Annotated in this window: 21 protein-coding genes and 3 tRNA genes; 1 reads left to right on the top strand and 23 read right to left on the bottom strand. The window is 70.4% G+C overall.

Annotation, left to right across the window (positions count from 1 at the left end; genetic code table 11):
* Positions 1–29 precede the first annotated feature (29 nt).
* The 7 genes from ACFQRD_RS14950 to ACFQRD_RS14920 all read right to left on the bottom strand — a co-directional run bounded on the left by ACFQRD_RS14950 (position 30) and on the right by ACFQRD_RS14920 (position 2,978).
* The gene (locus tag ACFQRD_RS14950; protein WP_377804682.1) at positions 30–1,157 is read right to left on the bottom strand and encodes a UDP-N-acetylmuramate dehydrogenase; all 1,128 of its coding nucleotides are present in this window, start codon (positions 1,155–1,157) and stop codon (positions 30–32) included.
* Positions 1,154–1,621: a MaoC/PaaZ C-terminal domain-containing protein gene (locus tag ACFQRD_RS14945; RefSeq protein WP_377804681.1), complete on the bottom strand. Its 468-nt coding sequence runs from the start codon at positions 1,619–1,621 to the stop codon at positions 1,154–1,156. The genes ACFQRD_RS14950 and ACFQRD_RS14945 overlap by 4 nt, the downstream gene beginning before the upstream one ends.
* Positions 1,622–1,724: 103 nt before the next feature.
* Positions 1,725–2,174, bottom strand: a complete 450-nt coding sequence (locus ACFQRD_RS14940) for a MaoC family dehydratase (RefSeq protein ID WP_377019881.1) — start codon at positions 2,172–2,174, stop codon at positions 1,725–1,727.
* A 163-nt stretch (positions 2,175–2,337) separates the two neighbouring features.
* The gene (gene rpmG, locus ACFQRD_RS14935; RefSeq protein ID WP_114855632.1) at positions 2,338–2,508 is read right to left on the bottom strand and encodes a 50S ribosomal protein L33; all 171 of its coding nucleotides are present in this window, start codon (positions 2,506–2,508) and stop codon (positions 2,338–2,340) included.
* A gap of 98 nt (positions 2,509–2,606) precedes the next feature.
* A tRNA-Met gene (locus ACFQRD_RS14930) sits at positions 2,607–2,683 on the bottom strand.
* A 54-nt stretch (positions 2,684–2,737) separates the two neighbouring features.
* Positions 2,738–2,810 (bottom strand) — tRNA-Thr (locus ACFQRD_RS14925).
* Positions 2,811–2,896: 86 nt separating this feature from the next.
* A tRNA-Tyr gene (locus ACFQRD_RS14920) sits at positions 2,897–2,978 on the bottom strand.
* Between the two features lie 279 nt (positions 2,979–3,257).
* On the opposite strand from ACFQRD_RS14920, the gene ACFQRD_RS14915 reads away from it, so the two are divergent.
* Complete coding sequence (locus ACFQRD_RS14915; RefSeq protein ID WP_377019882.1) at positions 3,258–3,746, top strand: YajQ family cyclic di-GMP-binding protein; 489 nt, start codon at positions 3,258–3,260, stop codon at positions 3,744–3,746.
* Between the two features lie 206 nt (positions 3,747–3,952).
* On the opposite strand, the gene ACFQRD_RS14910 is transcribed toward ACFQRD_RS14915, so the two are convergent.
* The 16 genes from ACFQRD_RS14910 to ACFQRD_RS14835 all read right to left on the bottom strand — a co-directional run bounded on the left by ACFQRD_RS14910 (position 3,953) and on the right by ACFQRD_RS14835 (position 25,600).
* Complete coding sequence (locus ACFQRD_RS14910; protein ID WP_377804680.1) at positions 3,953–4,222, bottom strand: hypothetical protein; 270 nt, start codon at positions 4,220–4,222, stop codon at positions 3,953–3,955.
* Positions 4,223–4,283: 61 nt separating this feature from the next.
* Positions 4,284–4,547, bottom strand: coding sequence for a hypothetical protein (locus ACFQRD_RS14905; protein ID WP_377019884.1), 264 nt, complete (start codon positions 4,545–4,547; stop codon positions 4,284–4,286).
* Positions 4,548–4,859: 312 nt separating this feature from the next.
* On the bottom strand, positions 4,860–5,126 hold the full coding sequence (locus ACFQRD_RS14900) for a hypothetical protein (protein ID WP_377019886.1): 267 nt from the start codon (positions 5,124–5,126) through the stop codon (positions 4,860–4,862).
* A gap of 47 nt (positions 5,127–5,173) precedes the next feature.
* Complete coding sequence (locus ACFQRD_RS14895) at positions 5,174–5,440, bottom strand: hypothetical protein (RefSeq protein ID WP_377792929.1); 267 nt, start codon at positions 5,438–5,440, stop codon at positions 5,174–5,176.
* Positions 5,441–5,755: 315 nt separating this feature from the next.
* The gene (locus ACFQRD_RS14890; protein ID WP_377792930.1) at positions 5,756–6,238 is read right to left on the bottom strand and encodes a hypothetical protein; all 483 of its coding nucleotides are present in this window, start codon (positions 6,236–6,238) and stop codon (positions 5,756–5,758) included.
* Between the two features lie 119 nt (positions 6,239–6,357).
* Positions 6,358–6,627: a WXG100 family type VII secretion target gene (locus ACFQRD_RS14885; RefSeq protein ID WP_377804679.1), complete on the bottom strand. Its 270-nt coding sequence runs from the start codon at positions 6,625–6,627 to the stop codon at positions 6,358–6,360.
* Positions 6,628–6,782: 155 nt separating this feature from the next.
* Entirely contained in the window at positions 6,783–11,246 is a 4,464-nt protein-coding gene (locus tag ACFQRD_RS14880) for an FtsK/SpoIIIE domain-containing protein (RefSeq protein ID WP_377804678.1), read from the bottom strand.
* Positions 11,247–11,319: 73 nt separating this feature from the next.
* Complete coding sequence (locus ACFQRD_RS14875) at positions 11,320–12,033, bottom strand: hypothetical protein (RefSeq protein ID WP_377019892.1); 714 nt, start codon at positions 12,031–12,033, stop codon at positions 11,320–11,322.
* A gap of 111 nt (positions 12,034–12,144) precedes the next feature.
* Positions 12,145–13,791 (bottom strand): protein kinase, encoded by a 1,647-nt coding sequence (locus tag ACFQRD_RS14870; RefSeq protein WP_377804677.1) that lies wholly within the window; start codon positions 13,789–13,791, stop codon positions 12,145–12,147.
* Positions 13,788–16,556: an FHA domain-containing protein gene (locus tag ACFQRD_RS14865; RefSeq protein WP_377804676.1), complete on the bottom strand. Its 2,769-nt coding sequence runs from the start codon at positions 16,554–16,556 to the stop codon at positions 13,788–13,790. The genes ACFQRD_RS14870 and ACFQRD_RS14865 overlap by 4 nt, the downstream gene beginning before the upstream one ends.
* A complete protein-coding gene (locus tag ACFQRD_RS14860) occupies positions 16,553–17,431 on the bottom strand; it encodes a PP2C family protein-serine/threonine phosphatase (RefSeq protein WP_377019896.1) in 879 nt (292 codons plus the stop codon). The genes ACFQRD_RS14865 and ACFQRD_RS14860 overlap by 4 nt, the downstream gene beginning before the upstream one ends.
* The gene (locus ACFQRD_RS14855) at positions 17,428–19,302 is read right to left on the bottom strand and encodes an RDD family protein (protein ID WP_377804674.1); all 1,875 of its coding nucleotides are present in this window, start codon (positions 19,300–19,302) and stop codon (positions 17,428–17,430) included. The genes ACFQRD_RS14860 and ACFQRD_RS14855 overlap by 4 nt, the downstream gene beginning before the upstream one ends.
* Positions 19,299–21,809, bottom strand: coding sequence for a transglutaminase family protein (locus ACFQRD_RS14850; RefSeq protein WP_377804672.1), 2,511 nt, complete (start codon positions 21,807–21,809; stop codon positions 19,299–19,301). Before ACFQRD_RS14850 ends, ACFQRD_RS14855 begins: the two co-directional genes overlap by 4 nt.
* Positions 21,806–23,233, bottom strand: a complete 1,428-nt coding sequence (locus ACFQRD_RS14845) for a DUF58 domain-containing protein (RefSeq protein WP_377804670.1) — start codon at positions 23,231–23,233, stop codon at positions 21,806–21,808. The genes ACFQRD_RS14850 and ACFQRD_RS14845 overlap by 4 nt, the downstream gene beginning before the upstream one ends.
* Positions 23,230–24,204 (bottom strand): AAA family ATPase, encoded by a 975-nt coding sequence (locus ACFQRD_RS14840; protein ID WP_377019902.1) that lies wholly within the window; start codon positions 24,202–24,204, stop codon positions 23,230–23,232. Before ACFQRD_RS14840 ends, ACFQRD_RS14845 begins: the two co-directional genes overlap by 4 nt.
* Positions 24,205–24,592: 388 nt before the next feature.
* Positions 24,593–25,600, bottom strand: a complete 1,008-nt coding sequence (locus ACFQRD_RS14835; RefSeq protein WP_377019903.1) for a polyprenyl synthetase family protein — start codon at positions 25,598–25,600, stop codon at positions 24,593–24,595.
* Between the last annotated feature and the right edge of the window lie 443 nt (positions 25,601–26,043).

The following is a 26,043-nucleotide window of genomic DNA, read 5'->3' as shown; positions in this document are numbered from 1 at the left end:
TGCGCCGGTACCGGGCAGCTGAGAACGGGTCAGAGGTCGACGCCCAGGCGCACCGGCTCCGGCACCAGCTGGATCCCGAACGCGTCCCGGACCCGGCCCTGGACGTCCCGGGCGAGCTCGACCACGTCGTCGCTGGTGGCGCCGCCGCGGTTGGTCAGGGCGAGCGAGTGCTTCGTGGAGACGGCGGCGCGCTCCCCCACGGCATGCCCCCGCTCGATGCCCGCATGGCTGATCAGCCAGGCCGCGCTGGTCTTGATGCGCCCCTGGCCCGCGGCGAAGCGCGGAGCGTCCTCGGGAAGCAGGTCGGCCTGAGCGACGTCGAGGATCGGGTTGGTGAAGAAGCTGCCGGCGCTCCAGGTGTCGTGATCCTCCGCGTCCAGCACCATCCCCTTGGCGCCGCGGATGCGCAGGACGGCCTCGCGCACCTCGTGCATGGGCGCCCTCTCCCCCACCTGCACTCCGAGCGTCTCGGCGAGCTGGGCGTAGCGGATCGGGGCGGAGAGGCGGCCGACGGTGTGCTGGAACGTCACCGAGAGCACGACGTAGCGTCCGGTGGCCGACGGGACCGGGCCGGCATATCGGGTGCGCTTGAAGACGCTGTCGCGGTAGGAGAAGTCGCAGTCCGCCGCGAAGAACGTGCGCACCGCGTTCTGCTCGCGGTCCCAGGTGCGCACCCGGGAGATCGTCGAGGCGACCTCCTGCCCGTAGGCGCCGACGTTCTGGATGGGGGTGGCGCCGACGGTGCCCGGGATGCCGGAGAGGGATTCGATGCCGACCATCTCGCGCGCGATCGCGTACTGGACGGCACGATCCCAGCGCACCCCGGCGAAGTGCTCCGCGATGACTCCCCCGCAGCTGGGATCCAGCGGCGTGAGCTCGGCGGGGTCCACGGCCACCCCGTCGGGCTCCCCCGATGCCGGGATCTCGCAGGCCGCGTCCAGCAGCGGGGGCTCCTGGGGGTCGCGCAGCAGCACCACGGTGCCGTCGAACGGCTCGTCGGAGGCGACCAGGTTCGAGCCGCCTCCGAGGACCAGGAGCTGCTCGCCGGCCTCGTCGGCGGCGCGGACGGCCTCGATCACCTCGTCGGCCGTGCGGGCCTCGACCAGGGTGCGGATCCGCCCGCCGATGCGGAGGGTGGTGAGATCGGAGAGCCTCATGCGGAGGCCGGTTCCGTGACGGCGGGCGCGAGAGCGACGGTGGCGCGGGCCCGGCCGAGCACCTTGGTGCCCTCGACCTGGGCGGTCAGGTCCACCCGCGCGGTACCGGCGCTCTCGTCGACGGCGCCGACGACGGCGAGGACCACGAGCGTCACGGATCCGGTGGCGGGCACCGGGATGGGGTTGGTGAAGCGCACCGAGTACTCACGCACGGCCGTGGGATCGCCGAGGGCGTCGACCAGCCCGGTGATGGCGGTGCCCATGGTGAGCATGCCGTGGGCGATGACATCCGGCAGGCCGGCGGCGGCGGCCACCGCGTCGTTGTAGTGGATGGGGTTGAAGTCGCCGGAGGCCCCGGCGTAGCGCACGAGGGTGTCGCGGGTGATCTCGTGCTGCGTGCGCGCGAGCTCCTGCCCGACGGCGAGGTCGGCGGGGGTGAGCGGGGAGGCGGGAGTTGCAGTCATGTCTGCTCCTGGGATCCGGGGCCGGTGCGCCGGCGCGCGGGGTGCGCCGGGACGGCCGGGTGGGACGGGCGTCGGGTCGGGGTGCCGGGGCGTCGCGCCGCGGTCAGTCCCCGCGGACCACGATCATGCTGCGCACGGCGGCCACGTCGGCTCCGTCCTCATCGGCCATGTCCACGCGCGTCGTGACCATGGCATGCCCGCCGGCGGCGCGCACCGACTCCACGGTCAGAGTGGGCACCAGACGGTCGCCGGCGACGACGGGACGGTGCAGCGTGAAGGACTCCTCGCCGTGGACCACACGGGAGAAGTCGATGCCGGCGGCCGGGTCCTGGATGTACTGCGCCTCGGTGGCCTGGGCGAGGGAGACCAGGAACGTGGGCGGGGCGATCACGTCGGCGTGACCGGCCGCGCGGGCCGCTTCGGCGTCGGTGTGCAGGGCAGAGGTCGCGCCGGTGGCACGAGCGAACTCGGCGATCTTCGCGGCCGAGACGGTGTGCACCGGCCCCGGCGGGTAGCTGCGGCCCGCGAAGGCGGGATCGGGGGTCGTCGTCATGTCATCTCCCGAGGAGGGCTCGGCCTGGACGGCCGACGGATGCTGTCGGATCCGATGATCTCATCGTCGCCGGCCCGGAGCAGACTCACCGCAGACTGACTCAGACGCACGAAAGGCCACCCGGGACATACCCGTGTGGCCTTTGGTGAAGTGCTCGTCCCGCTCAGCGGGTCTCGCGGTGAGCCGTCTGCTTGCCGCAGGTCGGGCAGAACTTCGAGAGCTCCAGCCGATCCGGCGTGTTGCGACGGTTCTTCTTGGTGATGTAGTTGCGCGCCTTGCAATCAACACATGCCATGGTGATCTTGGGACGCACGTCAGAGGTCTTGCTCGCCACGGTTCGCCTCTTTCCGTCCGGGTGACGCGCCCCGCGGCGCGCCTCGTGGGTCCCCGTACTGGGGGGATGTGGATCATGCACTCCGGTATGGACCGGCGTGGTACCGAGGGCGGGGATCGAACCCGCGACCTCACGATTATGAGTCGTGCGCTCTGACCGTCTGAGCTACCCCGGCCTGACCGATGAAACGGCCCGATCTCGAACGAGAACGGGCCGCCGCATCCATCAGAGCCCTGAAAGGGAATCGAACCCTTGACCTTCTCCTTACCATGGAGATGCTCTACCGACTGAGCTATCAGGGCAACCCGGAGGACTCTACCCAACTCCTCGCCGTGACGGCAATTCGTCGGGAAGCCCCGGTGCTTCGGGTCACAAGGACCTTCCGCAGTGGCAGGTGAGGGATTCGAACCCACGAAGGCAATGCCAGCTGATTTACAGTCAGCTCCCTTTGGCCGCTCGGGTAACCTGCCGGAGAACCTCGCCTCCGGTGCCCGCCGGCCGAGGCCGGAGGTCCCATCAGCGAAGCGGACCTGGAACAGCATACCGGTGCACGCTCGGCGGTGCGAACCCGTAGGCGCTCTGGCGTGCATGAAGATGGTCACAGGGACCCTCCGGCGCTCCCCCGCAGGGGTGCGGCAGGCTCGGAGCCGCACACTCCGCGGCCGTGCCCCGCCCCTCGTGCACGGGCCGTCGCACCGGAGAACATCGACCGGCCGCCCTCACGGCGGCCGCACCAGGAAGGATTCACCGTGGCAGATTCATCGTTCGACATCGTCAGCAAGCTCGACCGCCAGGAGGTCGACAACGCGGTCAACCAGGCCGTCAAGGAGGTCGGGCAGCGCTACGACTTCCGCAACACCGATGCCTCCATCAGCTTCAGCGGGGACGAGATCGCGATGAGCGCGAACGCGGAGGAGCGAGTCCTCGCGGTGCTCGACGTGCTCCAGACCAAGCTCATCCGTCGCGGCATCTCGCTGAAGGCGCTGGATGTCGGCGAGCCCAAGCAGTCCGGCAAGGAGGTGCGGCTCAGTGCGGCTCTGAAGGAGGGCATCAGCACCGAGGACGCCAAGAAGATCTCCAAGCTCATCCGCGACGAGGGCCCCAAGAGCGTCAAGGCCCGGATCGAGGGCGATGAGCTGCGGGTCTCGTCCAAGAGCCGCGACGACCTGCAGTCGGTCATCGCCATGCTCAAGGGCAAGGACCTCGACGTCGCGCTCCAGTTCGTCAACTTCCGCTGAACCGCCTCCGGGGGCACAGTCGGCCGGCGTAGGCGCCGCTGCGTGTCTCGGACCCGTGCCCGGGTGGCCCGTGCCGCCGGTGCCGGGGGTCGACGAGTGGGCGCCGGCAGGAGCAGACAGCACACGAGCAGACAGAGAAGGGTCCCGCTCCCCCTGTGGGAGAGCGGGACCCTTCGGCGCAGAACGGACGAACCGCGGATGCAGGATCAGTTCTGGTTCGAGGTCGTGTCCTGCTCGTCGGCGTGCCTGTTCAGCTCATCCTGCTTGGATTTGAACGCCTCGACGAGCTGATTGACCGGACCGGAGAGGAAGGAGTTCCACTCCTCCCGGTACGCGTCGTAGTCGGGACCGACCCACTCCACCGAGTTCACGAGCGTCGTGGCCGTATCGATCGCCTCGAGGACCTGCCCACCGGCATCGTGGATTGCATTCGCAACCTCGCGGCCCTGTTCCGGATCCATTCCCTTGAAAGCCATGCTGCTACCCCTTTTCCGTCGTCAGAACTAAGAATCTATGAAGCGTGCCCGAGAGCAGTTCTCAGGCGGACGCCTCGCGCTGCTCGGTGGCGTTCTTCGTCGCGCGCTCCGAGAATTCGGTGCACTGCTGGACGATCTGCTGGACCAGGTTGCCGAGGTCGCCCTCGAAAGCGGAGACGTACTTGTCACGGTCCTCGCCGGTCCAGTCGAACTCCGTCACGCGGCCCAGGACCTGCGTGTAGATCTGCTGCGCCTGATCTCCGGCCTGCGTGATCTCGGTAGCCATCTTCTCGACAGCTTCCGGATTCATACCCTTCTTCGCCATGATGTCCTCCATCTCGTGACTGAGTCTTTCCACCCGGGGCAGCCGACCGTCGAAGCCGAAACCGCGTCCCGCCACCTGTCCTCCAGGTGATGACTCAACTCTAGACGGGCTCCCCGGGCTTCGCGATGGGGAGCACTCCCCATGCCCCTCCCCAATTCCACGACCGATTCTTCTGCCAGCTCAGAGCCGAGATCGCAGGAAACAGCGGCTGTGGACGGAGCAGGAGGGACGACGGCGGACGCCCCGTCTCCCGATCGGGAGACGGGGCGTCCGCCGTGCAGTGGACCGGGCCGCGGACGGCACCGGACGGAGTCACTGGTTCGAGGTGGTGTCCTGCTCCTCGGCGTGCTGGGTGAGCTCCTTCGCCTTCTGGTTGTAGGCGTCGGAGAGGTTGGCCAGCGGTCCGGACAGGAACGCGTTCCAGTCCTCGGTGAAGGAGTCGTAGTCCGGGCCGACCCAGGCAACGCCCATGATCGCGGAGGTACGGGTATCGGTGAGGTCGTTGACGACGGTGCCGGCCTCGTCGACCAGCTGCGCGGTATCGCGACCCTCGTCCGGATTCATTCCCTTGAAAGCCATGGTGTTTCCCCTTAGTGAGGTCGGTGAGTTCTGTGGTCAGACGCTGATCAGTTGCTGGAGGCCTCGCGCTGCTGCTGCGCATTGGTGCGCATGCGGTTCGCGAGATCGGTGAGCCGCTGGATGGCCGCCGTGTTCGCCTGGCCGACGACGCTCTCGAACTCGGAGATGTACTTGTCGCGGTCCTCGCCGGTCCAGTCGAGGTCGGTGACGTGGCCGAGACGGCCGTCGTAGATGGACTTGAAGTTCTCGACGAGCTCGTCGACGTCGTTGGCGATGGCCTCGACGGCCTCCGGATCCATACCCTTCTTGGTCATGGTGTTCCCCTCATAGTGCGATTCTTCGGACATCAGCCAGGAGGCGGCCTCTGCGGCGCTGTGGCCGCTTCCGTGACGTTCCCCCTCGGTGATGACTTCACTCTATGGCCCGCGCCACGGAGCGTCGATGGGGAGAACTCCCCACCCGTTCCCGGCCGGCGGCCGCCCTCGCGCCGCGCACCCACGGCTCGCACGCGACGCGCGCCATCGGGGCGGGAACCATGCGCCCCGCACGCTCCGCACCACCCCGTGCACACATGAAGGACCCCGGGCCTGGCGCGCAGGTCCGGGGTCGCGAGGCAGGTGCCCCATTGCTCAGTCGAGGTCCAGCTGCACCGAATCCTGGATCGAGCGGACTGTTTCGATCTCGTCCTCGGCGCTCTCGGCTCCGCAGCTGCCGACCACCTCGAGCACATCGGTGGCAACGCCTCCACGGTCGATGACGGCGTAGCGGGCAGCCTGGACCACCGTGGGCCGGCCTGGTTGCGTGTACCCGTACTCGCTGGCGATCCAGGCGGTCCCGTCCACGTCGATCTCCCCCGTGCCGAGCTCCTCGAGCTCGGGCAGCGCGGCCTTGCGCTGGTCGAGACCGGCCTTGGCCGCCTCCAGGGTGAAGTCCGGACCGAACCGCTGCACGGTGACCACGACATTGGCCCGGAACCGGCCCTCCAGGCGCGGCTGCGCGACGGCGAGCTGCACACCGGGGACCGTCAGCGTCTCCCAGTCGTCCGGCACGTCGATCGCGATCCGCGGCGGGCCGGGGAAGTCCGCGCTCGGATACGAGATTGTCTTGGCCATGAAAATGCTCCGTTTCCTCCCACCGTGACGGCGCTCAACCTATCAGGGAAGCACGAGGGCCCGAGCGGCGCATCCGCTCGGGCCCTCGTGCGCGGCCGCCTCTCGGACCTGCCGCCTCATCAGCTCGACGAGGTCGCCTCCTGCTCGGAGGCGTTGCGATCGGCGGTCTCACCCAGATCGTTCACCGAGTTCATGACCTGCTGCAGTGCGGGAACCATCTCCCCGCTCCACTGACCGCGGAAGCGCTCCGCGTCGGGCCCGGTCCAGTCCACGCCCTCGAGGCCGGAGGTCAGATCCTGTTCGATCCGCGTGATCTCCTCAGCTGCCTCGCGCAGCTGGCTGGACATCCGCCGGACCTCTTCGACATTCATACCCTGCGTGGTGTTCACGGTTCGGGTTCCCCTTCCTGAAGTCTCGCCTGCGCCCCCGATCCGGTGCACCGGCCCCTGCCGTCGTTCGACGTCCTCACTCTAGAGCGAGGACGCAGGAGGGACCATGGGGAGGAGTCCCCATGGGGATAACTCCGCGTCGGCACGGCGCCGGATCAGGCGGTGATCTGCGCGACCTGCAGCTTCATCGCGCGACCGCTGTAGACGAGGAAGCCGCGGCCGGCGGGGAAGTCCGCACGACGGATCCGCCCCAAGCTCGTTCCCAGCAGGGAGTCGCCGTCCATGTCCCCCGGTTGCAGCAGCAGACCGCGCCGGCCCGCCTTGAACGGCTGGGCGAGCACGTAGGCCTGGGACCACGACGCCGATTCGTTCTCGCCGACCACGAACTGGCCCTCTCGAGTGCACGCGCGGATCAGCTGATCGAGATCCTTCTCGACGCCGGTGCCGGTGAAGTCGGCGACGCCGTCGATGAACAGGGCCAGGCGCCCCTCCCCCACGGCTCCGGATTCGATCGTCCCGCGCAGCTGCCCGGCGAGCTCCTTGACGGTGTCCGGGTCGGAGCCCTCCACGTCCCACACCGGCAGACCCGTCAGCGGGGTGCGCCGGGACGAGAAGCGGACCAGCCGCATCGGAGAGGGCATCGCCTTCAGCCCGGTCGCGATGGTGAGCATCGCCGTGGTGCGCCCGGAGCCCATCGGTCCGGTGACCATGAAGGCGCCGCGCGGCTCGTACGTGATCTCCGAGAGCGTCTCGTCGGCCAGCCCCAGCACGGGCCGGCCCTCGACCACGGGTCGCAGGTCCGCGAACTCGACGCGCTCAGGCAGCCGCCGGATCTCGGGCGCCTCCGGCATGCCGGCGCGCCGCATGGCCTGCGCGAGCTTGCTGACCTCCCGGGATTGGATGGCCACGTTGGCATCCCCGCCGTGGACGGCGACCTGAACCTCGTGGCCCCCGAGGATGGCGCGCCCCGGAGGGGAGTTGGCATCCAGCACGTCCTTCGGCTCACCGAATCCGGCGTAGTCGTCGTCGCTGGCCATGCGGTGGATGAGGCGGCGCTGGATGGACGAGCCCAAGGAGGTGGGGATGGCGTTCGGGCGGTCGCCGGTGACGATGACGTGCACACCCACCTGCCGGCCGTCCGTCGCGATCTGCACGAAGGCCGTGAACCACTTGGTGAGGTTGGAGTAGTCGTAGGCCTCCCGGAAGGCGGCCATGCCGTCGACCAGCAGCAGGATCCGCGGCGTGTCCGGCTTCCCGGCGAGCTCTCGATATTCGGACACCGAGCCGGCACGGACCTTCGCGAACTCCTTGGCGCGCTCATCGATCAGCTCGCGCAACGTGCGCAGCAGTCGGACGACGCGCTCCTCGTCGTCGCCCGAGACGATCGCGCCCACGTGCGGGAGCTCCTCGAGCATGGTCAGGCCGGAGGCGCCGAAGTCGAGCCCGTAGACCTGGACCGGACCGCCGCGCACGGTCGAGGCGGCCGAGATCGCGATGGTGCGCAGCGTGGTCGACTTGCCGGAGCCACCGGTGCCGTAGATGGCCATGTTGCCGTCCCGGTCCGGGTAGTAGGAGACCGTCGGCTGGGCCTGGTCCTCGGGAACGTCCATGACGCCCATCAGCAGCTCCTCGTCGGTGCGCCGGCTGGGCAGACGGGAGAGGTCGTAGGCGTCGGCGAGCTCGGACAGCCACGGTTTGCGGGGAGCAGGGACGCCGGCGGTCTCCGCTGCGGCGATGATGGTGGAGACCACGCGGGAGATGTCGTTGGGGCCGGGGTCCGTGACCTCCTTGGTGGGAGGTGCGGGGACGTCCCACTGCTCACCGGTGCCGAAATCCTTCTCCACGATGTCGATGCGGGCACGTTCGGGCTCGTCGGTGGTCCAGCCACCGGCATACCCCGACTGGAACGTCGCGATCCGCCCGGGGCCGGTCTTGGCCGCGGCGCGGCCGGGGATGCTCGGATCGAAGTGGGCGGCCATCTTGTCCCCCAGGATGTCCTTGGAGTCGGCCTCGTCGGCCATGCGCAGAGCGATGCGCAGGTTGGTGTTGGCCCGCAGGTTGTCCTTGATGACGCCGGCGGGGCGCTGGGTCGCCAGGATCAGGTGCAGGCCCAGGGAGCGGCCGCGGGCGGCGACGTCCACGACGCCGTCGACGAACTCGGGGATCTCCTTGGCCAGCGCCGCGAACTCGTCGACGATGATGATCAGGCTCGGCGGGGTCTCCGGGTCACCGGTGCGTTCGAGGGAGACCAGGTCCTTGGCCTTCTTCCGGTTCAGCAGGTGCTCGCGATACTGCAGCTCGGCGCGCAGGGAGGTCAGGGCGCGTCGGACCAGGTGCTGGGAGAGGTCGGTGACCAGGCCCACCGCGTGCGGGAGGGCGATGGCGTCGGCGAAGGCGGCGCCGCCCTTGTAGTCCACGAACAGGAAGGTCACGCGGTCGGGGCTGTGCGCCGTGGCCATGCCCAGCACCCAGGCCTGGAGGAACTCCGACTTGCCGGCACCGGTGGTGCCGCCGACGAGGGCGTGGGGACCGTTGGTGCGCAGATCGAGGTGGAAGGCGTCCTGGCCGTTGTGACCGATGAGCCCGCGCAGATTCGCGTCGTGCTTGCGCCGCTGCGGCTCGGAGCCGTCACGCGGGGTCAGGGAGTTGTTCTCCTTCCACCGCTCGATGATGTAGTTCGGCTCCTCGGCCATCTGCATCCCACCGAGCTTGAGATACGAGATGGAGCGCGGCAGGTCGGAGTCGTCGTCGATCGGCACGCCGGCGTCGACCACCGGGGAGAGGTGCCGGGCCACGCCCGAGGCCACCTCGATCGAGACCGTCTCGACGGTGACCGGGTAGAACCGCTCCCCCACCCGGACGTGCCCGGCGCTCGCGCCCTCGACGGTCTCCTCCACGGAGACGTACGTGCGGCAGGCGGCCGGCAGCGCCGCCACGTTGGAGGCGCTCCAGATCACGTGGACGCCCACATCCGGGCCGCGCTCGGCGATGCGCACCAGGCGGGCGCGATCGACCGGGGCGTCGTCCTCGATGATCACCACCAGGTTCGGCGCGACCGGCTCGGGCGGGACGGGCGGGTCCTGCGTGATGTCCGGGGTCATCGGAGTGCGCAGCGCCGCCGGAGCGTCCCCGGCGCGCTGTTCGATGAGCTCCTCGATGCGGGAGAGCAGCGAGGTGCCGCGGCCGGGGGTGTCGGCCAGATGGTCACCGGGCAGCGGGGAATGCGGGCTCGAGGTGTGCGGCAGCCACTTCAGCCAGTGCCACATCTCGCGGCTGGAGCGGGAGGTGATCGCGGCGATCGCCATCTCCGCCGGCGAATGCAGGGAGAACATCTGGGTCACCAGGCCGCGAGCCACACCGTCGGCCTCGTCCCCTCCGCCGGCCACCCCGATGTTGCCCGCGTAGCGGAGCTCGGCGACGATCGGCACCCCGGCGATCATCTTGTACTCCTCGTGCATGTCATCGAGCATGTCGTAGTACTTGGGGATGGCGTCGTTCTCCCCCGGCATCTCGATGCCCACCCGCGACTCGGCGATCCCCAGGCCCAGGCGCACCGTGGCGAAGGCGTTGTGCTCGGGGCGGTGGGTCCACAGCAGCCGCCCCAGCCGGAAGGCCGCATCGACCGTGTCGGCCGCGGACGGAGCTTCGACCAGACGCACGGCCCGCTCGAGGTCCTGCGCGGCGGTGACCCGGCGTTTGAGGGAGGCCAGACCGTCCTCGAAGTTCTTGATCTGCTGTTCGAGCTGCTTCTTCTGCTGGAACTTGCGGTTCAGATACCCGGCCGTGGCCATCATCGGCATCATGAACACGAACATCAGCGAGAACGGGCTGCGAGTCAGCGAGAACATGAAGGCGCCCATGAGGATCGGGGCGAACATCATGAAGATGGGGAAGAACTGCGGGGTCGGTTCCTTGGGCGGCGTGGGCGCCTTCAGCGGCCGATAGGGGAACCGCGGCACCACGCGCGGGGAGCGGTTGAACTCGACGACCGGCGAGCTGGGGGTGGTTCCTCCCAGCCGGTGCAGGGCGATCACCGAGAACGTGGTCTGGCCGATCAGGACGGTGTCGGCCGGACCGATCACGGCGCGCTGGACCTGCTCGCCGCCGATGACCACGCCGTTGGAGGAGTGCAGGTCGACGATCTCGATGGAGTCGCCGACGTTGATGCGGGCGTGGCGCTTCGAGAGCATGGGGTCGGCGATGCGGATGTCGAGGTCGCCTTCGCGGCCGACGACGCTCGAGCCGCTGGGCAACGGATACTCACGACCTGCCTCCGGACCGGACAGCACGCGCATGAGAGCGACCGCCGCGCCGCGGGACTCGGAGCGGGTGGCGTACTCGGACGAGGAGCGGGCGATGGAGACCACACTGCCGGAGCGCAGGCCGGCCTGGATCAGATCGATCTCGCGGTCCAGGGACCGCACGCCGTTCGCGCCCGGGCCGGCGCCGGGATCCTGGACCTGCAGCGTGAGGCCTTCCGGAGCCTCGACCTCGCTGCGCAGCGGGTCCGCGAGATACAGCGCGCGCGCCACGTCGGCCACGGTGGCCGTGGCGTCGGCCGTCACCTCGAGGTCCGTCAGCCGGTCTTCGGGCCTGCGCAGAGTGAGTTTGATGCGCATAGGTGTCTCTCCCCCTGGCGGGCACCTCGCCCGCCGTCCGGATCAGCCTCGAGGGCGATCCGATCCGTCGTTGCTAGTCCTCATCCACCTCGTGCGACCGGTCCAGCAGCGGCAGGTCGTCGATGGTGACGAGCCGGGAGAACACCGCGTGCTCGACCAGCCTCGCACGACGGTTGCTCGCGAGCTTCCCCGGACCACCGCGCAGCCCGCGCACGCCGAGCCGGTCGAGCTTGTCGCAGACGTTGTCGAGCTTGCGGTTGAACTTCGTCAGCTGCCAGCCGAGGCGCTTGGACGCCTGCGCGGACGTCGGCACGGAGCTCATCCCGGAGGAGCCCTCGCGAGTGAGCATGGGCTCGGACAGGGCGAGGACCAGCAGCTTCTGACTGGGAGTGAGCTGCACCGAGCCCACGGTCGTCTCCCCCGCCGGGTCGTCGGGCCCGGCGGTGCGCTCGAACTCGGGGGACTCGGCGTGGATGGAGAGGTCGTAGGTCGTCGGGCCCGCGGTGAACACGACCCGGGTCTCATCGAAGACGAGCGGGATGCGGGCCCCGGGCGCGAGCCACGCCTGCATGGAGCCGGAACCATCCGTGATCGTGGCCGACAGCCGCGAGCCGATATTGACCAGCCACCACATGGACTCGACCTGGACGATCGAGAGGAAGCGCCGATGGAGGAACGGGTTCTCGTCGTCGACGCTGAGATCGGCCTCGCGTCCGATCGTCATCTCCTCGCCCTCGGCGACCCGGAACCATTCGCCGCAGAACTCGACCGAAATCGTCGACGCCATCGTCACTCATCCCCTCTCTCGCGGCGCTCGCCACGTCGTGTCCACTCGCCCATGTCCGCCACCGCGGCATTCTGTTCCCGCTGGTCCTCGGCCATCAGTGCACCGTACCCGTCAGCCCCCATCGAGACAGGCCTCCACCCACTTGCTCGCCGGGCCGTTGGTGTCGACGGTCTGCACCTCGACGCAGCGATCCGGGAGGCCGGGCGGGATCTCGACCACGTGCGACGTGCGCCCGAAGACTTCCTGGGCGGCGGCATAGCGCTCGTAGTTGCTGGGCATGTCCTTCCACCGCACCTTAAAGAGCTGGCCCTCGCGGAAGTTCTCCGGTGCCTCCCAGGTCACCTGGGCGCGCCCGGTGACGCTGCCCTCCTCGGGAGCGATGATCTCGACCGTGGGGTCCTGCGGCGGCCCGGGCGGCTCCGCGGCCCCCGTGGCCACATTGATGTCGGAGGTGGGGGCCGCTTCGGGTGGCTCCACCACGAACATCCGCACCGCGAGGGTGGCGCCCACTCCGAGCACGATGATCAGCACGGCGGCGAGGGTGACGAACGGCCAGGCCGGCGTCTTCCGCTGCTCGGGGGGACGCTGCTCGTTCGCCTCGGGGGGCGCGGCCGACCCGGCTGACGCGAGCGCCGCCCCGGCCGGCCGCAGCATGGTCGACTCCCCCTCCGATTCAGCGGCGGAGGCGGTCGCGGGCGTCCCGACCGGCTGAGCCGACGGCGCAACGTGGGCGGGGGCCACTCCGGCGTACGGGTCCAGCGGCCGCTTGCGCTCGCGCGAGGCAGGCCCGCCGGAGTCCGGGTCGACGGTGGCGACCTTCCGGATCCGAGTATGCATGTCCAGCTCGTCATCCTCGGAGCCGTGCGTGGAATGCGTGCCGCGGTCGTCGAGCACGTCCATCTGGGTGACCGGCAGCGAGAGGGAGAGCTCCACCTGCTGCAGCCCGCGGCCGAAGGCCAGAGCGGTGTCGTAACGACTGGCCGGGTCCTTGGCCATCGCGATCGAGAGCACGCGGTTCAGCTCGGGCGGGATGTCGGGCCGGTTCAGCGGAGGCAGCGGCTCGGAGGTGATGCGGTGGATGAGATCGGAGGCGGAGTTGCGCTGCTCTCTCAGCTCGAACGGGGTCTGTCCCGCCAGCAGCGAGTACACGGTCGCGGCCAGCGAGAACACGTCGCTGCGCACGTCGGCGCGCGGAGGGTCGGCGAAGAACTCCGGCGGGGACCACGGGATCGACATGCCCTGCGAATCATCGACATCGTGCCCCTGTCCGGTCGCTATGGAGATGCCGAAGTCGGTCAATGCCGGCCGGTTGTAGTCGGTGACCAGGATGTTCGCCGGTTTGATGTCGCGATGGAGGATGCCGGCACGATGGGCGGTCTCCACAGCGCCCGCGATCTGGACTCCGACGCGCAGCGCTTCGGCGACGGTGATGCGCTCCTTGCGGAAACGGACCCCGTAGTTGGGCCGCGGGCAGTACTCCATGACGATGTAGGGCCGGTGGTCGTCGGAGACCTCGGCCTGATGGATCGTCACGATCGAGGGGTGCGTGGACATCTGCGCCATGACGTTCGCCTCGGCGTCGAACTGCCGCCGCACCGTATCGTCCAGCACGTTCGAGAGGAGGACCTTGATCGCGACCCGTCGCTGCGGGCGGGACTGGCGATACAGGAAGACGTCGGCGAAGCCTCCGGAGCCGAGCAGCTGCTCGTACTCGTATCCGGGAAGGCCGGGCGGCGGCGAGGGCGGTCTCGGACTCATACCCGCTCCCTCATCAGCAGATGCACGCCGTCACCGAGATCGAGCCGGTCCCCGTCGTGCAGGACGACGCCTTCGCGCGGCCGCAGACGCACCGGGTCCGTCCCGGCGCGGTGCAGCGTCGTCCCGTTGGTCGCTCCCAGGTCGAGTGCGACCACGTGCCATCCCTCGAGCCGGAGTTCGAGGTGGGAGCGGGAGATGTCCTGCTGGGGGCTCGGCACGGTGATCAGCTGCGGGACGTCGTTGCCGCTGACCCGGGAGGCGCGCGGCCGGCGGCCGATGATGGCGGTGCGGTCCAGCACGAACCTCTCGCCCGTGGAGGACTCCACGACCCCGAGCGGAGGCCGGGCCACCGTGCGGGTCGCTCCCTGCAGAGGGGCCCCGCAGGCCCGGCACTGCGAGCGCTCCGGAGGATTGGCATGCCCGTTCTGGCAGACCAGGCCCGGCAGCGCCACGGCCCCTCCGGCAGGATGGCCGGGGCCGGCGGTCGGGGCGCCGGGCGCCGCGGGCGTGGCCGGCGGGGCGCTGCCCGGCGGCGGCGCCGGTGGCCGCGGGCGGCCGGCTCCCGCTCCGGCGGGCTGCGCTGTCGGGACGCCCGGGGCGTGCGACGAGGGTGCGGAGGCACCGGGAGCCGGCGGCTGCTGGGACGGGTAGGCACCGCGGTGGTGAGAACCCGGGCTGGGCGCGGAGTATCCGGGCGGCCCGGCGTATCCGGCGTGCCTGGGGTCGCCGGGCGCCGGCGCCCCGCTCATCGGTGCGCCCGGGAATCCGACCTGGTGCCCGGCCGCGGCCGGGTCGACGGGCGCGTTGCCGTACTGAGGTCCGGCGCCCTGCGGCGGGGAGGGGTATCCGACCTGCTGCCCTGCGTACCCGCCGCTGCCCTGTCCCCCGTAGCCGGGGGCCGGGGCCGGCGGGCTCTGGGTTCTGTGGTCGTCCGGCCGGACCGCCGCGGGGCGGGATCCGGTCTGCGGGGCGGGCGGCCGCTCTGCCATCTGCACCTGCGGATATGCGGGCTCGGGTCGCGGCTTCTCGGTGGCACGACGAGCCGCGGCCTGCGCGATCTCGGGTGCCGTGCGGCCCACTCCGGGGACCCAGTCGATGAAGTCGCCGTGGCTGTCGGTCGCGGGCTCCGGGGCAGCCGGTTCCGGTTCGCCGTTCAGCTCGTCGTCCTCGGGCTCGGCAGTGGTCGGCGACTGCGCCGGCTCCTCAGCGAGAGCTGCCGGGTCCTCGCTCGCCGCGGCCTCGTCGTCCTCGTCCTCCTCGGATCTCCGCACGGCCGCGTCCTCGATCCGACGGAACACCGTCTTGCCGAACAGGTCGTCGTAGGCTCCGGTGTTCTCCAGATCGGGTGGTGGCGAGACGGCCGCCGGGCGCGGCCGTGGAGCACTCGGAGAGGCTGCGGGCTCGTCGTCCTCCGGCCCCTCGCCGTCGTCGATCGGCGCGATCTGGGTGGGCGGGGATTCGAACTCGTCGTCATCGGGCGGCTCGGGGGTCGGGATCGAGCTCGACGGGTCCGGCGCGACCGTGACGTCGGAGGGGTCCGTGCCGACGGACGACGAGCCGGGGTTCTCGAGGCGCTCAGGGCCGTCGGGGGCCGATGGTGCCGGGGCCGGCTCCTGCGGAGCAGACGGCTGAGGAGCAGACGGCTCGGGAGCAGACGGCTGAGGAGCAGACACCTCGGGACTCGGCTCCGGCGGGCCGGCGGCAGAGGACTGCTGCGGCTCCGCGACGGCGGGACGACTGCTGCGTCGCTTCCGGTCGAAGAGCGACGTGCTCACGAGGCGGCGGCGACCCGCCTCGGCACTCTCCGCACTCCGGGGAGGCGGAGCAAGGTCGGTCGGTGCGGCGGAAGCAGCCGCGGAGGTCGTCGAGGCCTCTGCCGGCTCGGCCGGAGAGCTCGGGGCGGCCTCCTCGGAGACCGGCTCTGCCGGCTCGCTCGGGGCCGGGGCCGCTGGGGGCCCCGGCGCCTCCGGCTCGGACTTCTTGTCGGCGAAGAGATCGTCGAACATGTTCGGGCCGCTGTCGGCCGGTTCGGCGGCGGAGGCCGCTGGTGTCGCGCCGCCGGAGACCGACGGCGGCATCTCCCCGGGCTTGCGGGTCGCCATCATCGGTCTCCGGTCCGAGGAGCCGGAGGAGCCCGATGAGCTGGTGCTGCTCGCAGCCGGTTTCGGGGCCGGCTTGGGGCGCTCGGCGCGGCGCTTCTTGGCCTCGGGGTCCTCGATGGACCTCCCGTCGTTCTCGACCTGCTCGGCGAGCGCCGCGCGGGCGTCCTCGTCCAGTTCTGCGGGGTCCACGGTCACGTGCACGAATCCCCGCACCCGGGCGATACCGGCCGCGACGCGCGGCGCGCCCACGGATTCCTCGGCGGGAAGGTCGCCGAAGGCGGTGCGGCGCACATCCTCGAGGGTCTTCAGCACGAAGGGTTCCTCGTCGGTCCCGGCGATCTGGATGGAGCCCTCCGGGGTGTAGACCGCGATCGGAGTCTTCCCCTTCACGCCGAACGTCCCCGTCGTGCCGTCGAGGAAGCCGAACAGGATCGCGGTCAGCTTGTCCGCGCTCTCGAGCTCCGCCGCCTCGACCAGCTTGTCGAGGAACTCCTCAGGGGCCGGGTTCTCGCCGAGCACGGTCCATGCGGCCTCGGTGACCTCCTTCCGGAGCCCCGGGACCAGCACCACCCAGCCGGCCTCGCGTACGACGAGGGTGGCGGGGCCCTGCTGGGTCCACGTCCCGGGCCCGAGCAGAGTCGTCTTCTCGTCCTCCTCGCTCATCCCCTCTCGCCTCCCTCACCCGGGATGGCCCGGGGCAAGGTGTCCTCGTCGACCTCGAACTCCTCAGCGGGCGTGGCGACGTCGGCGGCGGAGGGCCGGGGCCCCGGCGCCGCACCCACCACCTCGACGGCCTCGACGATGACCACGCTGACGTTGTCCCGACCGCCGCTGTCGAGCGCGAGGCGCACCAGGTCCTCGCTGAGCGTGCGCACGTCCGAGGGCGCGCGCAGCATCCGTTCGATCGTGGCGTCCTCGACCTCGCCGGTCAGGCCGTCGGAGCAGATCAGCATCCTGTCGCCGGCCTCGGCCGGGATCAGCCAGTAATCGGGCTCCGACTCCGGCCCGGCGCCCAGCGCGCGGGTGACCATGTGACGGTAGGGGTGCACGCGGGCCTCATCGATGCTGAGCTCTCCGCGGTCCATGAGTTCCTGGACCACGGAGTGATCGACGCTGACCTGTTCGAAGATCTCCCCGGAGAGTCGGTACACCCGAGAATCGCCGAGATTGAGGACGACCCAGTACCCGATCCCGTCGAGCACCATCGTGGCCACGACCGCGACGGTCGTCCCGGCCCCGAGCGTTGTCTCCCCGCCGAGTTCGCCGATCCTCTCGGCGGCGGTGCGCAAGGCGTCACCGAGCTGCTCGACGGTGACGTTCTCCTGGATCGTGAGCTTCTCGAACTCCTCGACCGCGATAGCGCTGGCCACCTCGCCGGCATTGTGACCTCCCATGCCGTCCGCGACCAGATAGATCGGCGGCGCATTGAGAACGCCGTCCTCGTTGGTCGCGCGGACGTGGCCCACGTGCGTCACGGCCGCCGAGACGGCCCGGATCGTCCCCTGGATGTCCGGATCCGACAGAGACCGGTCGATCACTGCTCCCTCTCCACGGACAGGGTCCTATCCCCCAGCGTGACCTTGGCCCCGGCAGGCAGGACGGTCGGGGTGTTGGGGACGAGGTGCTCGCGGGAACCGTCCTCGCGCAGGATGGTCGATCCGTTCGTCGACCCGAGATCGGTGACCGTGATCTCCTCGCCGGTGCCGTCGGCACGGAGGTGGGTCTTGGAGACCGAGCGGGTGTCGTCCTTCAGGACGAACAGCACCTCTCCGCCCGCGGCCGTGGGATTGCGCCCGATCACGACGGCCCTGTCCACCACCCGATCGGTGCCGGTGTCATCGGTCAGACGGAGCTTCCTCGCCGGCGGCAGCGAGGCCACGGAGACCCGGGTCTGCTCGAGATCCTCCAGCGGCTCATCCGGCGCGGTCATCCGAGTCCGCTCGTCGACCTCGCCATCGCCGGGGTCCCAGGCATCCGCGGTGAGCTCGCTCGGAGCAGGGACCGGCTCCGCAGCAGCATCAGGGTGATGCTGCGGCTCGGGCGGCTGTGCGCTGCCGGGAGCCGGCGGGGCGGCGGCGGCCGGTGCCGGCGGGGCAGCTGCCGCAGGCGGCGGGCTCCACAGCTGGGGCGCCTGCGTCTCGGGATGCTGCGGCTCGTCCCACGATGAGGGCTGCGGCTGCTGCGGTGCCGGCACCTGCTGAGCAGGGGGCGGGGGCGCCCATCCGCTGTCCTCGCTCTGCTGCGGCGCAGCGGACTGGTTCTCCCACGACGCCGGCGGCGGGGAGGACCAGGGAGAAGCGGAGACCTGGGGCTCCGAGGCGGAGGAGCCCGACGGGGCGGGCGGCGCGTACGGGCTCTCGGCCTGTGGCTGCGCGGCCCACGCGCCGGAGGACGACGGGTGCGCCGCGGCCGATGCGCCGGTCCCCTGGGCCTGGGCGTCTCCCCTCCATGCCGCACCGGGTTCGGCCAGGAGGTTCTCGTGGGCGTCGACGTGCACCGAGGAAGCCCCGAGGTAATGCTCGGCCCCGGGCCGTTCGAAGTCGTCGGGTCGCGGCGTGAAGGGATTGCGGCCGGCCTTGATGTCGACCACCACGGAATCGACCGCCCGGTCGTGGAAGCCCCTCAGCACCTTGCGCGGATCCAGGAAGATCGACAGCGCCATGACCGGCCAGATGATGCCGTACAGGAACCAGCGACCCAGCGCGCGCAGGAAACCGATCGGACCACCTTCGCTGTATCGGGTGATGCGCAGCCCGAGGATGAGCTTGCCGAGACTGATGCCCTTCGCGCCGGACAGCCAGATCATCAGCACGGCATAGGCGGCGGGAAGAGCGGCGCCGACTCCGATGAGGATCTGCGGCAGCAGGGTGATGGGGTCCTGGATCAGCAGCAGGATCACGCCGATCAGGAACGGGACCAGCACCACAAGGGCGATCACGGCATCGATCAGCGCCGCGAGAAAGCGCTTCAGGGGCGTCGCGGGCGCGCAGCCGTCCAGGGGTGGGCCCAGTTCAGGGCTGTTCGGCTCCTCGGACGCCGGCACGGAGCCCGGTGACCCCGGCCCGCTCGGCTGGCTGAACGATGCGCCGGGACCGCTCTGGTTCATCGGTGGCTGAGTGACCATCACCTGATCGTACTGTTCCTGGGAGCGGAGTGCCGTCGCGCCCGGCTGCTTCGGCTCGAGGGCGTCGCGCGAGATCAGTTCGATCCCTTCCTCCTCCGACTCCTCCGATTCGGGACCGCCGAGGTCGCGTGAACGGGGCTTGGGGGGCTGTGACCATGCCCCTGGGGCGTCCGTCGCCCGGCGCTCGTACGGCGACGCCTGATAGCGGGCCCCGCACTCGCCGCAGATCGCGGCGCCTTCCATCAGCAGAGTCCCGCAGGTGCTGCAATAACGCGTCTGGTTCATCGGGACGGGCCCCTCCTCGGCGACTTCTTCGCGGCGCTGGTGGACATGCCCCGCAGCGTGCCGCGTGAGGACCGACGACGCATCGCCTCGGTGCGACGCCGGGCCTTCTCACGGGCGCGTTCGGCGGCGCGGGTGCGCTTGCGATCGCTGCGGCGATCCGCCGATCTCCTGCGGAAGGAGCGCAGCGACACCGCCGCGAACATCCGCTTGTACCACGGCACGGCGGCAGACATGGTACGCCGGGCCGCCATCACGTGGGACCAGTACTCCTCGGCCGCCGCGTCCGGCAGGTCGTCGGGCCCGAACACGGCGCGGTCGGCCCGACCGGCCAGGGTCAACGCCCCCATGGCCGGGGTCGCCGCCTCCAGGCGCGCCGCAGTCTCCGCCCGGGTCATCATCGGGTCAGGCCTCTGACCGAGGTCCGTCATCAGGTCGAGGATCTCCTGCCAGCCGCCGTCGATGCGTTGGGGCAGGGGCCCGCGGCTGCGCCGTCGGCCGCGCCGAACGGCCTTCGCCACGATGATGGCCGCCAGCGCCATCCCGATCACGAGCGGGATCAGACCGGCTCCGACGTACACGGCCCAGGAGACGGTCTCGTCCTGGGGGTCCTCCTCGTCGTCGGTGTCATCACTCATCGCGCCGGGCGGGGGGCTCGGCGGCTCGGCGGGCGGAGGCGGGGGCTGAGCGACCTGAGGCAGGGGCTTCTCGACCTCCTTGGGTTCGGGCTGGGTCGGCTCGTCGTCCTCGTCCGGGGCAGGGTCGAAGCGCACCCACCCGAGTCCGTCGAAGGCGACCTCGACCCACGCGGTGACGTCCCCACCCGTGATGGAGACGGTCCCCTCCTCGCCCTCGGGGACCTCGAATCCCATGACCACGCGCGCCGGGATGTCGATCGAACGCGCCATCACCGCGGTCAGGGCCGCGAACTGCTCCTCGTCGCCGATGCGCCCCAGCGGTTGTGCGTCCGCCTGCTCCTCGTCGAAGCTGGGCTCCTCGAGCATCGCGAGCAGCCGGCTCACGCCGTGCCCGGACAGTGAGGCGGTGTCGTCGTCCAGGCCGTGCGAGAAGTAGGCGTCGGTCTTGATCGACCGCGACAGGTTCTGGAACTTCTCGTAGTCCGAGCCCGGCTCGCCGGCCCATTCCTCGGCGAGCGCGCTGATCTCGTCGACCCTGCTGTTCTCCGGCAGGTCGACATCAGCGAATCGAGCCGTGCGCGTCTCCTCGGTGGTCGGCTCGGTGTACGGCTCGTAGCGCAGGTCATAGGTGTCGCCCTCACGCAGCCCGACGACGTTGACCGCGGTCTGCGACTTCTCGTTGAGATAGAGGTTCTCAGCTGTCACGCCCGCTCTCTCGGGCGGCAGATCGCCGAGATCGATACGGTCGGTGCGCGCGCCCAGCGTGGGCAGCCAGACCCCTGTGTACGCCCCGATGGTGACGGTCGAGGTCCGTTGCTGCTCGCTGGGGTCGTGAAGGTTCACGCCGCCTGCAGTGCGCAGGAATGCACCCGAGGCGGTGTTCTTCTCCTGGCTGCCGGCGACCTCGTAGACGTGCAGGTCATACTTGTCCATCGTGGCCAGGCGGACGTGCTCGCCGCTGGTCACTCCCGAGATCGTGAACAGCTCCTCCTCGCGCTGGTCCTTGAGATAGCCGCGGAACTGCGTCAACGGGGAGACGTATTCGCGCGGGTCGAACGGCGGGGTCATCTGGTCCCGCTGGGCGTATCGCGTCGTCCCCTCGGGCGGATCCAGCAACGAATGCGCACCGAAGGCGGCGGCGCCCGCGATCGCCATGATGACGGCACCTCCGATCACGCGGCGGCGCAGCACGGGGTTCTGCCAGGAGCCGGGCCGGACGGTGTCGGAGATGATGGTGGACTGCGCACTGTCCAGGCGGCCGCTCTCGAAACGCCAGGTCAACCAGGCCACGGAGATGATCGCGAACAGGACCCCGCGCACAAGGGGCAGGAAGGCCTCGTGGGTGCCGAAGAGGACCGACAGCAGCGTCAGCGCGAGGGGGAACAGCCATGCGAGGACGTAGCGGCGGGTACGCATGACGATGGTCATCGACAGCAGCGTCAGCAGCAGCATGCTGATCCAGACCACGGCGAGCACGCCCTGCGCGGATCCGACGGGCGGGGCCACGGTCAGGGCGGACTTCCAGCTGGTCACGGGGGCGAACAGCAACTCTTTCAGCGAGCCGAGGGAGGGGATGATTCCCCAGATCGCCCGGGTGGGAGCCGCGAACATGGAGCCGAACAGGAAGTACACCACCAGCAGCAGCGGGGTGATCCGCAGCGGCCCCCACCGCCAGCGGGCGCCGATCAGCGCGATCAGGGTGGCCAGCGCGAGCGCCATGATCCCGGTCAGGATGTACTGCACCCCGCCGTAGACGTGCTGGAAGCCCAACAGGCCCAGGACGAACAGGGCGGCCAGGACGACGATGTCCGTGGCGCGGCGAGGGGTCGACACGGACGCGAAGTAGGTGGCGCGAGGATCGGTGGCGGTCATCGACCCACCGCCCGCAATGCTCGGGCCAGCGTGTCCAGGCTCCCGACGGTGACCACGTCGAGGCCCCCGATCGCGGACCGGCGCACCTCGGCGTCGTCCACGCACCGGATCGCCACGGCCATCACGCCGATCGGAAGCTGGTTCGCGGCCGAGTTCAGCTCCCGTGCCGTCGTGTGGGAGCCGACCACCATCATCACCGCCGAGGCGTTGGGGGCCAGATCCGCCGCCTTCTGCCCGAGCTCATGCAGGGCGAGCTGCCCACCGAGCTGGTCGATGACCGTGTAATCGTCCATCAGCTGGCGGAAGCTGCCGGTGCGCTGACGCCTGTCGAAGGAGAAGGGAGTCAGCTCCTTCTCCTCCCGCAGGGTCTGGGCCGAGATGGAGGCGGCCGCGGAGACGGCGAGCTCGAACTCCCCCTCGGTGGCGTAGTGCTCGGCGAGGTTGTCCAGTGCCACGGCCACGTGGGAACGGCGGGTCTCCTCGAACTGGCGGACCATCAGCTTGCCGGTGCGGGCGGTGGTGCGCCAGTGGACATGGCGCCGGTCATCGCCGGGCGCGTAGTCGCGCAGCGCGTGGAAGGCGATGTCGGAGCTGGAGAGATCCGAGGAGGGGGTGCCCTCCAGGTCGCGGAGGAAGCCGCTGGCGGCCTCGTCCAGTCGCACCGTGCGGGGATGGACGTACAGCTCCTGCGACCGGGCCCAGGTGACCTGGCGGCGCATCAGCGAGAGCGGATCGTCGCGGACCGAACGCACCGGCCCCACCACGAGCACGGCACGACGCTTGGTGGGCACGGCGAACAGCTCCTCGTGAGCGGCGTCGGCGGCCAGCCGCGGCACCATGAACTGGGCGGTGGCGGAACCGACCGCCAGTTCGATGCGCGAGGGCAGGATGGTGCGCTGGGTGGGGTTCGCGACCTCGACGCGACCGACGGCGCGCGTACCGACCACTACCCGGTGCGTCTGGAGATCGAGCGTGACCCGATACGAGGCCCGGCCCAGGACGAACAGCGCCGCGACCACCAGAGGCACTGTGAGGGCGAGTGCGACCACGTTCAGTTCGGTCACGTGCAGCCAGAGGCCGACGATCCAGCAGAATGCAGCGACCGCGAGGACCGCCCACCCGATCGGCGAGACGACGTCGAGGACCGGATGGATGCGCCGCATCCACAGCTCGGCGCCCCGATCACGCCACGCGGCGAGTCCGGTGCTGGAGGCGGCCCCGTCCTCGCCGCCGGGGCTCACCGCGTCGTCGGCCGACGGGGCTCCCGCCCCGGCGGTGCCGTGGCGAGCGGCCCTGGTCTGCTTGCGCCGCCGGCGTGCTTCGGCTCGGGCCTCGGCCCTGGCCGTGGCGCGGCGTCGCCTCGCCTCCGCCTTGGCGACCTCGGCCTCGGCGGTATCGGTGGGGAGGGGCGTCTCGGGGCTCATGCGGACTGCTGACGCGCCTGCGGAGGCGCCACCTCGCTGAGGATCTTGGTCATCACGGACTTGGCGGTGGTGCCGGCGAACTCGGCCTCGGGATCGAGGACGAAACGGTGGAGCCACACGTGCTCGACGAGGTGCTTGACGTCGTCCGGGATGACGTAGTGGCGTCCGCTGACCGCCGCCCAGACCTTGACCACGCGCATCAGGGCGAGCGCGCCGCGGATGGACACGCCGACGCGTACCTCGGGAGCCATCCGCGTCTCCTCCATCAGGCGGGAGACATACTCCAGGACCGCCGGGTCCACGTGCACCGTGGCCGCGAGCTCGGTCATGTCGTTGACGGCCTGCAGGGAGATCCGGGGAGTGAGGTGGCTGCTGCGATCGCGCAGCGCGGACCCCTGGAGGATCTGCACGCTCGAGGCATGGTCCGGGTATCCGATCGACGTCTTCATCAGGAAGCGGTCCAGCTGCGCCTCGGGAAGCCGATAGGTGCCGGCCTGCTCGATGGGGTTCTGGGTGGCGATAACCATGAAGGGGTTGCCCACCTCGTGGGTCACGCCGTCCACCGTGACCCGACCTTCTTCCATGACCTCGAGCATCGCCGACTGGGTCTTCGGGGAGGCGCGGTTGATCTCGTCGGCCAGGACGACGTTCGCGAACACCGGCCCCTTGTGGAACTCGAAGGACTTCGTGTTCTGGTCGTAGATCGTCACGCCCGTGACGTCCGAGGGCAGGAGATCCGGAGTGAACTGGATGCGGGTACTGGTGCCCTGCACGGTGGCAGCGATCGACCGCGCCAGCGACGTCTTGCCGGTGCCGGGAGCGTCCTCGAGCAGCACGTGGCCGGGAGCCATCATGGCGGTCAGTACGAGGCGGACCACCTCGTTCTTGCCGAGAACGGCCTGGCCGACGCTCTGGACGAGCTTGTCGAACGTCTCGGCGAACCAGCGGGCCTGTTCGGGGGTCATGCTCATGTCAGGGGCAATGCTTTCTGCTCGGAGGGGTGGGCGGCTCTCACGTGGTCAGGATTCGTCCGGTGGACCCGCGCCGGGGCTCGAGGCCGGCGGCGCGAAGAGGACCGGGAGCACGGCGCTCGCGGGGGCGCCGTGATGCCGCCGCAGCCGCGTCACTCCAGCGGTGACCGACATGATGGATCCCCCCGAACACGATCGTGGTCGACTCGCCGTGCGCATGGTGCCCCCCGGCCGTCCTGACGGGTAACGCCCGCGGGCGGGCCGCCCCTGGCGCGCGCACGACGGTCACAGGGTACTCGTCCGGAGTTGCCCATGCCACGAGGGACCGCTCCAGCGCGATCAGTCGGGGATTTCAGGGCACCGACCCTGGGGACGGGTCACGCGCGGCTCACCGCCGGCGCTGGACCAGGGTCCGGGTGAACTCCGTGAGCGCCTCGCGAACCGGTCCGTCGGGAAGCTCAGCCAGAATGGCGACGGCCTCGTCAGCTGTGCGACGGGCCAAGTCGCGGGTCTCCTCCAGTGCCGGGTCCTCGCGCAGCATGGCGACCAGCTCGCGCAGCGCGTCGTCGCTGCTGATATCCCCGTCCAGCCGGGCCACGATCTCGCGGCTGCGCGGGTCCGCAGCCTCCGCGGCACGGCGACGGATCAGCAGGGTGGGCATGGTCGGCACGCCCTCGCGCAGATCGATGCCGGGGGTCTTCCCGCTGGTCTCGCCATCACTGGCGAGGTCGAGGGCATCGTCGGCGAGCTGGAAAGCCACACCGACCTTCTCCCCATAACGCCGCATCACGTCACCGGCTCCCTCGGGGGCACCGGCCAGCAGAGCCCCGAGCTGACCGGCCAGAGCGAGCAGCGAGGCCGTCTTGTCGGAGAGCACCGAGATGTAGTGCTCGAACGGGTCGTCGGACGGAGTCGGCCCGACGGTCTCGTGGAGCTGACCGAGGCACAGTCGTTCGAAGGTCTCCGAGTGGAGCCGGACCGCCTCGGCGCCTATACGCGCGCTGAGGGCGCTGGCCCGGGCGAACAGGAAATCGCCGGTGAGGATGGCGACGTTGTTCCCCCAGAGCGCGTGGGCGCTGTCGGTGCCGCGGCGGGTGGGCGCGGAGTCCATCACGTCGTCGTGATAGAGGCTCGCCAGATGCGTCAGCTCCACCAGAACCGCGGCATCGAGCACGCCGTCGCGGTCGATATCGCCGAGGGAGGCGGCGAGCAGGACGAGCATCGGGCGCACGCGCTTGCCGCCGGCATCCATCAGGTGGCGAGCCGTCCACCGGGCGATGTCATCGGAGGTGGCCACGGACTCGCGCAGCTCGCTCTCCACGGACGCGAGGCGCTCGGCGACGCGCGAGGCGAGCTGCTCATCGATGTCGGGCACGACCGGCAGCGAGGACGGCATGGCTCTCCTGGGGCTGGGCGAGGGCGGCGCCTGGGACGCCTGCCCCCGACACGGACATCGGGCGGGTCGGCGGCGGTCGACGCTGCCGAGCATGCGCCGGCCACGGAAGGAACACAACACGCACGCGGCCACCAAGTCTACCCGCGCGAGCCCGCGCCGCCCTGTGGGGTCGGTCCCGGCGTGACGGGGAGAACGCCCAGCGGCCGCTCGCCGGGCGGACGGGCCTGTTCTGCCCGGTGCACGCGGCGCTGGGGCGGGGCTTCCGTGCCGGCTCCCCCGAGTACCTGGGACCCTGGGACCGCCTCCCTCGCGCCCGCATCCCGGGATCGCCGATCTGCGCTGGGGTCGGTTGTTTTCGGGCGCGAAAAAAGGGAGTGGGAGGAGCGAAACCCCTTGTTCAAGGGGTCTCCAGCTCACTCCCACTCCCAGTGAAGATGTCCGGC

Source organism: Brachybacterium sp. GCM10030268 (assembly GCF_042666305.1).
Lineage (GTDB): Bacteria > Actinomycetota > Actinomycetes > Actinomycetales > Dermabacteraceae > Brachybacterium.
This window is presented reverse-complemented; position numbering and strand designations above follow the sequence as displayed.

What these genes read in the sequence shown, in the direction of transcription:
- ACFQRD_RS14875 (WP_377019892.1), bottom strand. Translation starts at nt 12,033, where the DNA reads ATGGCGTCGACGATTTCGGTCGAGTTCTGCGGCGAATGGTTCCGGGTC.
- ACFQRD_RS14870 (WP_377804677.1), bottom strand. Translation starts at nt 13,791, where the DNA reads ATGAGTCCGAGACCGCCCTCGCCGCCGCCCGGCCTTCCCGGATACGAG.
- ACFQRD_RS14855 (WP_377804674.1), bottom strand. Translation starts at nt 19,302, where the DNA reads ATGAACCAGACGCGTTATTGCAGCACCTGCGGGACTCTGCTGATGGAA.
- ACFQRD_RS14950 (WP_377804682.1), bottom strand. Translation starts at nt 1,157, where the DNA reads ATGAGGCTCTCCGATCTCACCACCCTCCGCATCGGCGGGCGGATCCGC.
- ACFQRD_RS14845 (WP_377804670.1), bottom strand. Translation starts at nt 23,233, where the DNA reads ATGAGCCCCGAGACGCCCCTCCCCACCGATACCGCCGAGGCCGAGGTC.
- ACFQRD_RS14945 (WP_377804681.1), bottom strand. Translation starts at nt 1,621, where the DNA reads ATGACTGCAACTCCCGCCTCCCCGCTCACCCCCGCCGACCTCGCCGTC.
- ACFQRD_RS14840 (WP_377019902.1), bottom strand. Translation starts at nt 24,204, where the DNA reads ATGAGCATGACCCCCGAACAGGCCCGCTGGTTCGCCGAGACGTTCGAC.
- ACFQRD_RS14905 (WP_377019884.1), bottom strand. Translation starts at nt 4,547, where the DNA reads ATGGCGAAGAAGGGTATGAATCCGGAAGCTGTCGAGAAGATGGCTACC.
- ACFQRD_RS14880 (WP_377804678.1), bottom strand. Translation starts at nt 11,246, where the DNA reads ATGCGCATCAAACTCACTCTGCGCAGGCCCGAAGACCGGCTGACGGAC.
- ACFQRD_RS14910 (WP_377804680.1), bottom strand. Translation starts at nt 4,222, where the DNA reads ATGGCTTTCAAGGGAATGGATCCGGAACAGGGCCGCGAGGTTGCGAAT.
- ACFQRD_RS14900 (WP_377019886.1), bottom strand. Translation starts at nt 5,126, where the DNA reads ATGGCTTTCAAGGGAATGAATCCGGACGAGGGTCGCGATACCGCGCAG.
- ACFQRD_RS14850 (WP_377804672.1), bottom strand. Translation starts at nt 21,809, where the DNA reads ATGACCGCCACCGATCCTCGCGCCACCTACTTCGCGTCCGTGTCGACC.
- ACFQRD_RS14835 (WP_377019903.1), bottom strand. Translation starts at nt 25,600, where the DNA reads ATGCCGTCCTCGCTGCCGGTCGTGCCCGACATCGATGAGCAGCTCGCC.
- ACFQRD_RS14865 (WP_377804676.1), bottom strand. Translation starts at nt 16,556, where the DNA reads ATGAGCGAGGAGGACGAGAAGACGACTCTGCTCGGGCCCGGGACGTGG.
- ACFQRD_RS14890 (WP_377792930.1), bottom strand. Translation starts at nt 6,238, where the DNA reads ATGGCCAAGACAATCTCGTATCCGAGCGCGGACTTCCCCGGCCCGCCG.
- ACFQRD_RS14940 (WP_377019881.1), bottom strand. Translation starts at nt 2,174, where the DNA reads ATGACGACGACCCCCGATCCCGCCTTCGCGGGCCGCAGCTACCCGCCG.
- ACFQRD_RS14895 (WP_377792929.1), bottom strand. Translation starts at nt 5,440, where the DNA reads ATGACCAAGAAGGGTATGGATCCGGAGGCCGTCGAGGCCATCGCCAAC.